Raw genomic sequence first — 11,838 nt, 5'->3', positions numbered from 1 at the left:
TTCAATCTTTAGCTGATTGGAATCATGACATGTTTTTTATATCCGGGGCGTGTTTGTAATTTTTGATACCAGGATTCGACATGGGCAAACTTGTTTTTACGCGGCAAATCCATCTCATAATAATAATAAACAAAAACGCCGGGGATGATGTCACCGATCCCCAAATTCTCTCCTGAAAGGAAAGGCTGCTTTTTCAGCTCGCCATCCATAATCGCAAGTCCTTTTTCGAACTTGTCTACAGCCTCGACAACTTTTCGGGAGTCACGCTTTTCGGGAGCAAAGCGAACAACATTCATCAAGAGATCTACAAATGGCGTAAACAATGTCCCCATTGTCCAATCCATCCATTTTTCGGCAGCTGCACGTTTCCCGCAGTCTTCAATCCACAATACCCCTTTGCCATAACGAGCGGCAAGGTAGCGCACAATTGTGTTGGATTCCCAAAGAATCAGGTCGTCATCCTTGATTGTGGGAACCAATCCATTCGGATTAAGTGCTAAAAACTCCGGTGTATCCAATCCACCATATGCGCCGCCAGCTTTGATATATTGATAATCGAGCCCGACTTCTTCGAGAGTCCAAAGAACTTTTTTTACATTGCTAGACGTAGGGCGCCCCCAAAGTACGAGCATTCTATGCCTCTTGCTTTTGTTCCAGTTTCATATGTTTAACAATAAAATCGGCAATTGCTGCTACATCATCAATATTGAAATAAGGCAAATGCTTTTCCGCGACAGGCTCATCCGATGCAATAGCGACAATATGCGGGTCCGATTTATTGAGAGGTTCGCCAATTTTGCCACCTTTGCGGCGAACTTCGAGCTTATCATGCTTATCACGTTTATATCCTTCGACTATAACAAGATCGCAGGGGGATAGAAGATCCAGAATGGTAGAAAGTGGCGTTTCTTCTTCTGTTTTGTTTTCGTGGATAAGTGCAAAACGACGCGATGATACGACCGCAACCTCTTGAGCGCCGGATTTGCGATGACGCCATGAATCTGTATTTTCATGATCAATATCAAAATCATGATGAGCGTGTTTAACCGTGGAAATTTTGTAGCCGCGTGAAGTCAATTCTTCAACAAGGCGCACCACCATGGTGGTTTTTCCATTGTTTTTCCAGCCGGTTACACCGAAAACTTTAAGATTGTTTTTCATCTTTTATCCCGAAATTTTCCTGTAGATATTGATAATCCTCAGGCGTGTTAACGTTAAAGAATGCACCTTCGCTATAAACATTGTCAAACCGCACTATAGACACATTGTGAGCAAAAGCGAATGAGCGGATGCTTTTGTTTTCGGAACCTATCAAAAAATTGAAAAGGTCGGATTTAAGCTTTGTTGCCCACAGGGCAAAAGTCGGTTGCAACCCCGATGGTGTGGAGGCAATCCTCAGACAAGTCGTAGTGTCGATTGCCGAAGTCATTTTAACAAAAAATTCATCCGGTATAATCGGGCAATCAACCGGCATTGTAAGTACAAATTGGTAGTTATTTGTAGAAGCATATTGAAGTCCGGCATATATACCCGCTAGCGGACCTGCATATTTAACCTCGGGTGGATCGGGAAGAACAGGTATGGCAATATCGGTTTTTACACTTGTATTGGAGCTTATTGCGACGGGAAAATGGTGCTTTACCAATATCTCACGCTGATTGTCCGCAAGGGTCTTCCCGCCAAATTTTAAACCTGCTTTATCCTGTCCCATTCGGGAGGAATGACCACCAGCCAATATCAAACCCAAAATTCTCATTGATTTAACTCTGCGTCCTCGTTCCTATCACATTGTGATAAACACCTGACAAAACATTCTATGGCCTTTTTGATCCAATGCATTGCTTCATTCGGACATTTCGACTGCAGGATAGGAAGCATTAAATTGTCGACAGATTTTAATGGATGCATTCTTCAAAGTCGACATAAATGCCATAACAAGTTTTTGTTTTCTTTTATTCCTGTTTGAAGACCACCTCGCTGCAAAAGCATAAAAATTACTCTAACATACTGGAAAGGTTAGAAAAAATCGACGATTAACGCATTCGGAGACAAGGGAATGAAATATTCCGGAAGGTTTCGTGAGAGGAGAAGTGATTTCTTATCCAATATGCTGCTTCAATTCGCGACATTTTTTTTGACGTGTCGTGACAAAGGCGAAGCTCGATAGAAATCCTGCAGCCTTTTAAGGAGGATCAAAAAGTTGTCGGAAGGCAATAACAATTGGCAGCGAGCATTTCAGGTTTAACAGCTTGGTTACGAAAATCTTGTAAAAGGTTGTTGTAATTTCTCGGAAAAGCTGGACAATGTTGAAAAAACCAATCTCTCGCCTTGTTTTTACATTTTTCGCCGGTTCTGTACTTTATGCTTCGCCACTTTGCGTGGAACAAGCTTTCGCCATCAACAATCTGATGGAATTGTTCAGCAAAAGATCGAAGCCTGCACCGGTGTATGAAGCACCGGTGGACGGAAACAACCAGCTCAAGGTGCAAGACCCTTCATTGTCTGACAAGTCGCAAAATAAAGCGATCAAGAAGCCGAATATCGAACAAAACAAGCGTGCGACTATCGCTAGTCCCCAGCCATTTGATTATAAGCCTGAACGTCTCGTGCCAATCAAATTTCCGGCGATCGATCTTATCGAGACGAATTCGACCGTAAAATCATCTTCTCCCTTCAACCTGCCATTATCTGCCCGCTATAATGTTATACTGGAAGGCAGCGCTTCAAAAGAAGAACAAGCAACGACAGATTTTCGCTTAGACGATTTGTCCGCTATTGATGCTAAGGCTGAACAGTCAATAGCCGGGATAGTCATTCACTATTACGAACAAAACCCGAAACTTTTATGGTCGCAGGACGGGGAAGTTGTTACAAAAGCAAAAGATATTTTGCTTTTCTTTAGCCATCTTGATGATGACGGGTTGGAACCACAAGATTATCTGGTGAAAATGCCGGATGAAAATTTATTTGGTGAAGAAAGACAACGTGCGCTCGCCAATTTCGATGTCACTTTGACAAGCCGGATTTTGCGCTACATTCAAGACGCTTCAAACGGAAGGATTATTGCCGACCGCTTGTCTCCTTTTCATGATTTACCACGAAAAGAGATAGACTTTGGCGGTGAGCTAAACCGGATTGCTAAGAGCGAAAACACGATTGCCATTTTAAAATCCTATCTTCCACAATCTGACTATTACCTAACATTGAAGAAAGCTTTGGCAGAACTTCCCGAAGCCCGTCATAATGATAATATTAAAATTGCAGCCCAAACCGTAATCAAACCGGGCGAGACGAATGACAATTTGCCCAAATTTACAGCACTCCTTTTAAGTCGGGCGCCATCGGGCTATCTCAGTGAGCACAAAACGATATTGCAAAATCTCGCTGGTGAGAAAAATTATAACAGTCAACTGGTGGATGCTGTCAAAGATTATCAAAAATTCGTCAATAAAACGGCCGATGGTATTATCGGGCCTTCAACTATCGGAACATTGGTAAATAATAATGTTGATGTGAAGCGACAAAAAATCATCAATTCGATGGAGCGCTTCAGGTGGCTTCCGCATGATTTTGGTGCACGCTATGTATTGATCAATCAGGCAGCATATAGAGCGCAATATGTCGAGAATAATGAAATCAGGCTCGACATGAAGGTTGTTGTGGGCAGTCCACAAAGACAAACTTATTTTTTCTATGACCGGATAAGGCTTGTTACTTTCAATCCGTCCTGGGGTGTTCCAAATTCGATTGTTGTAAACGAAATGTTGCCTCGTATCCTGCAGGATTCGGGTTACCTCCAGCGCAATAATTACCAGCTTTTCGACAGTTCTGGTAAACCGGTTTCGGCGTCTGCGGTCAATTGGCAAAAAGTTGCTTCAAACGGCCGCGGAATCAGCATTCGCCAAACGCCAGGGAAAACAAATGCCTTGGGTGAACTCAAGATACTTTTTCCCAACAAACATGATATCTATCTGCATGATACCCCCAATAAAGCGGCATTTTCACGTGATATGCGCGCGCTCAGCCATGGTTGTGTGCGGCTTGAATATCCTCGCGAAATGGCGGCAGCGGTGCTGGGCAAAAATGTTGATGATCTGAAACCTTATTTTGCAAAAGGTGAAAGAAGCGTATCGCTCGGTCAACCGGTTCCGGTCTATCTTACTTATTTTACTGCCTGGCCGGACCTTAAAACCGGTAAGATCAACTATTATGATGATGTTTATAGTCGCGACGCGTTGATGGCCGGAGCAACAGAAAAAACCGATTCCGTCAGACAGCAAAATATGTAAAACCGGAATAGCGAGACAAAAACATTCGGCGGTCATTTCATGACAGAGGTGATCTCAATTTGTTTTCTGAGGGTAGAGTTGCAGATGGCAGCTATCTTCCAAAAATTTGTTAACCGAGCGGCATTGGCTGTTGGCTTGCCGATATTGTTTTGTGAATTCCCGTCTTGATGACAAGATCAGTGGGGCTTCCGGTAAATTTGGCTCGACAGTGGCCGTTCAAATTGTGCCATCACCTGAAGATAAGCAAATACATGCGGACAAGCAGAAACAGTTCAGCTCTTTAAAATATTGATGATCAATAATGTCCGGATAAAATATTGATTATAATATCAATAGTGCTCCGACAGTTTCAAAACAATTGTGCCTTTTGTCGTGTGAAAAGGGCTCTGTAAAAAATTGATGTTATGGAATGATGTCCATTCAATTGTAGTCAACTAAATCCAAAAAAGAATCGGGATTTTATGAAAGCAGTTGAAGCGTTCTGTAGGCGAAAAAACAGACGAGTTTTGAATGTGCACAATCGCAGTCATTGATCAGCTGGATAATCAAATCGTCAATTATTGATAAAAGGTGTGGGCAAATCGATAAAAGGTGAGGAAAATTACCGAAATAATAAAGGCAATTTGGCTTGTTGATTAGAAATCGGCTAATTTTGTCCTGATGATTAAAAATCAGCTAATAAAAAAGCCGTTCTTCCGGAGAAAAGCGGCTCTTTCAATTGAAAAAAATCAATTACTTGATTTTTGTTTCTTTAAACTCGACATGCTTTTTTGCAATCGGGTCATATTTACGTTTTGTCATTTTTTCTGTCATTGTGCGGCTATTTTTCTTTGTAACATAGAAAAAACCGGTATCTGCAGTCGACAAAAGCTTGATTTTAATGGATGCTGCTTTAGCCATAATAAGGATCCTGTTCCTAAAAATAAAACGACCACCTTCAAACCGGATATATCGTTCCGGTTCACGTGGATTTTGCCGCGACACTAAGGATGTTGTACAAAAAGTCAAGAGCGGATTAGCTTTAACACAACTCTTGAGACCACTAAAATGATATAAAGTCCGAAAAATGTGGCCATTGTGTTCGAAAAACCGAAAGGTGGAAACAGATCCATCGCTTTTCCGATTGCCGTTGGTCCGACAAGCATTCCGATGCCATAGCAAAAAATAAAGGCTGAATTGGCTGCAGCAAGTTCGAATCCCTTGAGACGTGCTCCAAGTTGCGCCAGACCTATTGTATAGAGGCCAGCCGAAACTCCCCCCAAAATAAAAAGATCAAGGGTAAGCAGCCATTTGACCTCTGCAATCCAGGGAATCAATATTGTCCCGATCAAGCCGATGATTGCACAGCCCATCAAAGGATAGCGTCTGTCCGTAACAAAATCGCTGATAATGCCTATCGGAATAAGCAGCAGAACATTTCCCAACGCAAGTATGGACATGAATTTGGCAGCTTCACCCTCGCTATAGCCGAGATTCAGACTGAAGGGGGTAATAAGCGTCAATGCGCCCATTTGTATTGCACCGTAAACCAGTACGGCCATAGTTGAACTTGGCACAGCAAAAATATAACGGATAAAAGCAACGTGGTCGCTATCCTTGAATGTCGGGCTTAAGTTCCAGGCAATAACAATCGGGATTGCTGCCAGAGCAATCAGAATACAGGCCGTGCCGAATGGAGTAAAACCCTGACTTCCTACATGGGCAAGAAGGGTAGGGCCAATAGTAAAACCTAGACCGAGTGTAATCGCATATATCGCAAGAATCGTGCCGCGTTTAGCTGGAGGAGCCGAGCTGTTTACCCAAAATTCGGAAAGGATAAACATCACCGTAATGGCAAAATGTAAGGTGAAGCGCAAAACGAACCAGATAAAAATCGACTCGAAATAATAAAATCCTAAAAAGCTTGCGCATCCGACGCACATCATCGTCAATATGGAACGTGCGACACCGAGTTTTTTAGCAATTCGTGCTGTAAAAACGGCAGCAATAATTGTAGCGATGCCGCCCACAGTTCCGCTGTAACCTATTACGCTACTGGAAAAACCACGGGCAGCCATGAGAATAGAAATGAGTTGGGTCCCGAGCCCCAATGCCATACCCACTGCACCAATCGTAGCAGTGGCGGCAAATATTGCGCGCCATGGCTTCAAATTCTGTGAGGGATGATCAGGCTGCATGATAGAATAACTGGTTATCTCTTATAATAATCGGGAAAAGGAAAGCGTTATCTTTCAAAATCGCTTGGGAGGTTAGAATAAGGCTGATCAATCCTTCTTTGTTTTTTATGCGTTTCTTTGCATAATTATAGTTACGGTCAAATTTACCTATTCTGTTTGTTCAAGTCAATTTTCGGGATGTTTGATAATTATTTGTTGCCGCAATGATCACGCTCTAATCTTTGTTAATTGACTTGATAATTTCGGTTCATTAACAAAACCGGAAATCACTGAACAAACCCCTCATTGGTTTACGCTCTGCTTTTTCGTGCTGAACGGTTAAAACGGCGTGCACCTGTTTTGGCTTTATGATGAGATACGGGCGAAAATGCCATGGGTCTTGGAGAGCTCAACATCTCGAAGCGTAACGCGCCGGCAATTGGCTGGGCTTCGACAAGACGCACATGGACGCTGTCACCCAATTGGTAGCCTTTATGGCTCTTTTGGCCGATCAAAGCGTGTCTGGCTTCATCAAAAATATAATAGTCTGTTGCCAGAGTTGAAATGGGCGTGAAGCCGTCGGCCCCGAGGCGGTCAAGCGATATGAATAAACCGGATTTTGTTACACCGGCGATACGACCTGTAAATTCAGCTCCTATCTTATCGGCAAGAAAGTGAGCAACAAGGCGATCTATCGTTTCCCGTTCTGCGGCCATTGCACGGCGTTCGGTGAGAGAAATTGCAACAGCAATTTCATCAAGATTTTTTTCTTCTTCATCCGTTAAACCATCATTGCCGAACTTCAATGAACGAATGAGAGCACGGTGGACAGTCAAGTCCGCATAACGGCGAATGGGAGACGTAAAATGTGCATAATTACGTAAATTGAGCCCGAAATGACCTATGTTTTCGGGAGCATATTCCGCTTGCGATTGTGTACGCAAAACCACTTGATTGACGAGCTCTTGCTGGTCTGTATCTTTTACACGCTCGAGGATTTTGTTGAAGCGTTCGGGTGTCAGTTCGGCGCTTCGTGAGAGCGATAAACCAAGCGAATGCAAAAATTCGCGCAATCCTTCCTGTTTTGCAAGCGAAGGCTGGTCGTGAATACGATAAATCAGAGGCTGGTGCTTAGATTTGAGAGTTTCGGCGGCCGAGACATTGGCTTGAATCATAAATTCTTCAATAAGCTTATGGGCATCAAGCCGCGGCGGGACAACCACATCTTTGATGCGGCCGCTTTCGTCAAGAATAATTTTCCGTTCAGGAAGATCGAGTTCCAGCGGCTGTCGTTTGTCGCGCGCCTTTTTTAATGCATCATAGGCTGCCCAAAGAGGCTTTAAAACATTTTCAACTATCGGAGACGTCTTTTCATCCGGCTTTCCGTCTATTGCTTTTTGTGTCTGCACATAAGAGAGTTTTGCGGCAGAACGCATCATGACGCGGTGAAAACTATGGTTTCGTTTTTTCCCCTGATCATCAAAAATCATTCGCACCGCGATAGCCGGACGGTCTTCTCCTTCTCGTAGAGAACATAGATTGTTGGAAATGCGTTCCGGCAACATCGGCACAACGCGATCGGGAAAATAAACCGAATTGCCGCGTTTCAGTGCTTCTTTATCAAGTGCACTATCGGGCCGGACGTAATAACCGACATCGGCAATCGCGACTACGACAATAAAGCCACCTTTATTGTCCTCGCTAGTATCCATTTCGGCGTAAACCGCATCATCGTGATCTTTTGCATCTTCCGGATCAATAGTAACGAGCGGAAGATCGCGCCAATCTTCACGATTGTCCATCGTAGCGGGTTTTGCAGCTTCTGCCTCTGCAAGTACACGTTCAGGGAAAACATAAGGGATATCATGCGAGATAATCGCAATCATTGACAATGCTTTTTCGCTATCGATACTGCCGAGAATTGCAGTTACTTTTCCGCGCTTTAAACCGTAATGCTTGTCGCGCCCGATTTCGACTTCCACGAGATCGCCGGATTTTGCTTCACTATCCGGTGGCAAATCGACAGCAATTTCGGAAGCTTTCCGGTCGATCGGCTCCAAACGCCATTTACCTTTGCCGATATCACGAAGAACTCCCATTGTAGTGAGTTCCTGTTTATCGATTTTTTTGATTGCGCGCGCGGTATAAGCGGGGCCATCTTTTCTTTTGTTACGAAAAATTTTGGCTAGAACTCTATCCCCTACGCCAATTGCAGGTCCTTTCGTGTGTTTTGCCGGATGGAGCGAGACAATGGGCGCATCTTCGCCATCCCAGTCGCTCGGAAAGGCAATAAAACCGCCGTCGCGATCGCGACCTTTAATATCGATAAGCGTAACAGGAGGCAGAGTGTGTTTGGGAACTATTTTGTTACGCTGTTTGGCAACAACGCCTTCGGCTTTGAGTTCACGTAGAAGGTCTTTTAGCCAAATTCGCGCATTGCCCTTGAGGTTGAAAGCTTTGGCAAGTTCCCGCTTTCCCGACAAATTCGGGTTTTCCCGAATGAAAGAGAGAATATCATCCTTTGTGGGGAGATGGGAACTTTTCCGGTTAACGTCGGGATGTTGTTTCATAGCTTGTTTTCCATCCCGCCGTTTGACGGGTTATTCACCTTTTTTGGAGGTTGTCTTTTTGCTTGCGGCAGTTTTTGCCGTCGTTTTTTTTGTGGCACTTTTTTTTGTGGCAGTTTTTTTTGTCGTTCCGGCTTTCGCTTGTGATTTTTTTACAGCAGCTTTACGGCCATTTTTGGGAGAGGCTGCTTTTTGTGCAATAAGTTCCAAAGCTTCAGCCAAGGTCACAGATGCCGGATCTTTGCCCTTTGGTAACGTCGCATTGATTTTTCCCCAATTGACATATGGTCCATAGCGCCCATCACGTACAGTTACCTCTCCACCTTCCGGATGTTCTCCAAGTGTTGCCAGAGCTTTCGGTATGGAACCACGGCGAGAGCCACCACGTGCCTGTTTTTCTGCCAGAACAGTAACAGCCCGATTGATGCCGATGTCAAACACTTCTTCGGGTGTTTCAAGGTTGGCATATTGCCCGTCACAGGAGACGTAAGGTCCATATCGACCAATTGCGGCCATAATCGGCTTACCATTTTCGGGGTGGATACCAACTTCTCTTGGCAAGGATAAGAGTGCCAGAGCTTTTTCCAGATTGACTTCGTTCGGTGTCCAGCTTTTTGGCAAACCGGCGCGTTTCAATTCCTCGCCATGTTTACACTCAACATAGGGGCCGAAGCGACCGATTTTGAGTGTCACATCTTCGCCCGTATCGGGATCTTTTCCAAGTATTGTCGGTCCATCGATTTGCGCGTTTTCGCCGTTGGAAGTGTCGTCACTCCCCAATTGCCTTGTATATTTGCATTCGGGATAATTCGAGCAGCCGACAAATGCGCCGTAACGACCGAGTTTGAGTGACAAGCGACCTTCATGGCAAAGCGGACAGGAGCGTGGATCACTGCCATCTTCCCGGGGCGGAAATGCAAGTGGAGCAAGTGCATCATTCAATACATCAAGGACATTGCTTACCCGCAATTCTTTAATGTCGGCGACCGAGGCATTAAAAGCGTCCCAAAATTCGCGCAAAACGTCTTTCCATGAAAGTTTGCCATCGGAAATCAAATCCAGCTTTTCTTCAAGATCGGCAGTAAAATCATATTCCACATAGCGGTTGAAGAAATTTTCAAGGAAAGCTGTAACAATACGCCCTTTGGCTTGCGGAATAAGTTTACGTTTTTCAATCGTGACATAATCACGGTCGCGCAATGTTCCGAGCGTAGACGCGTATGTTGACGGACGACCAATTCCCAGTTCTTCCAACTTTTTAATAAGCGTTGCTTCGGTGTAGCGGGCAGGGGGCTCGGTTGTGTGTTTCAGAGATTCAATGGAAACTTTTTTCAGCTTTTCGTCTGCTGCCATTTCCGGAAGTCGTACGGAATCGTCCCCATCAGCCGCGTCATCGTCTTTTTGATCAAGATAAGCGGCGATGAAACCGTCGAATTTTATCACAGACCCGACGGCTCTCAAATTTGCACGATCAGAACCTTTGATAGCTTCGATTTCGACAGTTGTCCTTTCGATATCGGCGGGCTTCATCTGGCTTGCAATAGCTCTTTTCCAGACGAGTTCATAAAGCTTGAATTGATCGTTATCGAGATATTTCCTGATATCGTCAGGTTTTCTTTTGAAATCTGTCGGGCGAATGGCTTCGTGAGCTTCTTGGGCGTTTTTCGCCTTGGTAGAATAAAAACGTGGCTTTTCGGGCACATATTTTTCGCCGAATGTGTCTTGAATTGCATTTCTTGCCGCATCAATTGCTTCCGGTGCGATTTGAACACCATCGGTACGCATATAGGTGATAAGGCCAGTTGTCTCTCCGCCTATATCAATTCCTTCATAGAGCTTTTGGGCAATCTGCATTGTGCGTGAAGCTGAAAAACCAAGCTTCGAGGAAGCAGCTTGTTGCAATGTTGACGTTGTAAAAGGGGGAACCGGATTACGCTTGGTCGGCTTTGATTCGACACTTGTGGTGCGATAATCGGCGCCATCCAGCATGCTGCGAATGGTTTCAGCTTGTTGTTCGCTCTTTATATCAAGTTTCGCGAGCTTTTTCTGGTTGAATGCAGTTAATCTTGCCATGAAACTTTCATCAGCTTGAGTGGCTAGTTTAGCTTCTATTGACCAATAATCTTCGCGCTTGAAATGTTCAATTTCCGACTCACGGTCGCAAACAAGACGCAATGCAACAGACTGTACACGACCGGCAGAACGCGCTCCCGGCAGTTTTCGCCAAAGCACAGGCGATAACGTGAAACCTACGAGATAATCGAGTGCACGTCTTGCCATATATGCATCAACCAGCGGAATATCTATATCACGCGGGTGCTTCATTGCTTCCAGAATGGCATGTTTTGTAATGGCGTTAAAGACGACCCGTTTAACGGGTTTGCCCTTTAATAACTTTTTATGCTGCAAAACATCGAGAACATGCCAGGAAATGGCCTCACCTTCACGGTCAGGGTCGGTTGCCAGAATAAGGCCATCGGCGTCTTTCAAAGCTTTCGATATTTCAGCGAGACGTTTTGCACCGGTAGAGCTGGTGTCCCACTTCATCGCAAAATCCTGATCCGGCAATACCGACCCGTCTTTTGCCGGTAGATCACGCACATGCCCGAAAGACGCCAGCACTTTATAATTGGGTCCTAGATATTTATTGATCGTTTTAGCTTTTGCCGGTGATTCGACTACGACAACATCCATAATGATATCCGTTTCCCTGAACCAATGATTTTTATCCCCTCTCAATTGACCGGCTTGATAGCTTTGGTCAAGGCTAAATGAAAAAAAAACGTATATGCAACTAATGATTGCACTATGAAAAAGTACACGTTA

8 protein-coding genes are annotated in these 11,838 nt (G+C 44.4%); 1 reads left to right on the top strand and 7 read right to left on the bottom strand.

The annotated features are described in order from the left end of the window. Positions 1-8: 8 nt before the first annotated feature. Genes H3S82_RS07720 through H3S82_RS07710 form a run of 3 tightly spaced genes read right to left on the bottom strand, consistent with a single transcriptional unit; the run spans position 9 to position 1,756 of the window. A complete protein-coding gene (locus H3S82_RS07720; RefSeq protein WP_198232677.1) occupies positions 9-632 on the bottom strand; it encodes a glutathione S-transferase family protein in 624 nt (207 codons plus the stop codon). A 1-nt stretch (position 633) separates the two neighbouring features. Next, a complete protein-coding gene (gene mobB, locus H3S82_RS07715) occupies positions 634-1,161 on the bottom strand; it encodes a molybdopterin-guanine dinucleotide biosynthesis protein B (protein ID WP_077971692.1) in 528 nt (175 codons plus the stop codon). After that, on the bottom strand, positions 1,145-1,756 hold the full coding sequence (locus H3S82_RS07710) for a molybdenum cofactor guanylyltransferase (RefSeq protein ID WP_198232676.1): 612 nt from the start codon (positions 1,754-1,756) through the stop codon (positions 1,145-1,147). Before H3S82_RS07710 ends, mobB begins: the two co-directional genes overlap by 17 nt. Positions 1,757-2,303: 547 nt before the next feature. Here H3S82_RS07710 and H3S82_RS07705 point away from each other — a divergent pair. Continuing rightward, entirely contained in the window at positions 2,304-4,289 is a 1,986-nt protein-coding gene (locus H3S82_RS07705) for a murein L,D-transpeptidase (protein ID WP_198232675.1), read from the top strand. A 732-nt stretch (positions 4,290-5,021) separates the two neighbouring features. Here H3S82_RS07705 and rpmG read toward each other — a convergent pair. The 4 genes from rpmG to topA form a co-directional block, all read right to left on the bottom strand. Beyond that, positions 5,022-5,189 carry a 50S ribosomal protein L33 gene (gene rpmG, locus H3S82_RS07700; protein ID WP_075870557.1) on the bottom strand — a complete coding sequence of 56 codons (168 nt, stop codon included), beginning with the start codon at positions 5,187-5,189 and terminating at the stop codon, positions 5,022-5,024. Between the two features lie 104 nt (positions 5,190-5,293). Beyond that, entirely contained in the window at positions 5,294-6,466 is a 1,173-nt protein-coding gene (locus H3S82_RS07695) for an MFS transporter (protein ID WP_077971688.1), read from the bottom strand. 290 nt (positions 6,467-6,756) lie between these two features. Then, complete coding sequence (gene rnr / locus H3S82_RS07690) at positions 6,757-9,015, bottom strand: ribonuclease R (protein WP_198232674.1); 2,259 nt, start codon at positions 9,013-9,015, stop codon at positions 6,757-6,759. 30 nt (positions 9,016-9,045) lie between these two features. Further along, positions 9,046-11,706, bottom strand: coding sequence for a type I DNA topoisomerase (gene topA / locus H3S82_RS07685; RefSeq protein WP_198232673.1), 2,661 nt, complete (start codon positions 11,704-11,706; stop codon positions 9,046-9,048). Positions 11,707-11,838: the final 132 nt, after the last annotated feature.

Origin of the sequence: Bartonella sp. M0192 (assembly GCF_016102305.1) — a bacterium.
Taxonomy (GTDB): domain Bacteria; phylum Pseudomonadota; class Alphaproteobacteria; order Rhizobiales; family Rhizobiaceae; genus Bartonella; species Bartonella apihabitans.
Note: the sequence above shows the minus strand (reverse complement) of the source record. Positions and strands in the feature narration are given on the sequence as shown.

Coding starts and splice junctions, on each gene's coding strand:
- H3S82_RS07695 (WP_077971688.1), bottom strand. CDS start 6,466: ATGCAGCCTGATCATCCCTCACAGAATTTGAAGCCATGGCGCGCAATA.
- rpmG (WP_075870557.1), bottom strand. CDS start 5,189: ATGGCTAAAGCAGCATCCATTAAAATCAAGCTTTTGTCGACTGCAGAT.
- H3S82_RS07720 (WP_198232677.1), bottom strand. CDS start 632: ATGCTCGTACTTTGGGGGCGCCCTACGTCTAGCAATGTAAAAAAAGTT.
- mobB (WP_077971692.1), bottom strand. CDS start 1,161: ATGAAAAACAATCTTAAAGTTTTCGGTGTAACCGGCTGGAAAAACAAT.
- H3S82_RS07710 (WP_198232676.1), bottom strand. CDS start 1,756: ATGAGAATTTTGGGTTTGATATTGGCTGGTGGTCATTCCTCCCGAATG.
- rnr (WP_198232674.1), bottom strand. CDS start 9,015: ATGAAACAACATCCCGACGTTAACCGGAAAAGTTCCCATCTCCCCACA.
- H3S82_RS07705 (WP_198232675.1), top strand. CDS start 2,304: ATGTTGAAAAAACCAATCTCTCGCCTTGTTTTTACATTTTTCGCCGGT.
- topA (WP_198232673.1), bottom strand. CDS start 11,706: ATGGATGTTGTCGTAGTCGAATCACCGGCAAAAGCTAAAACGATCAAT.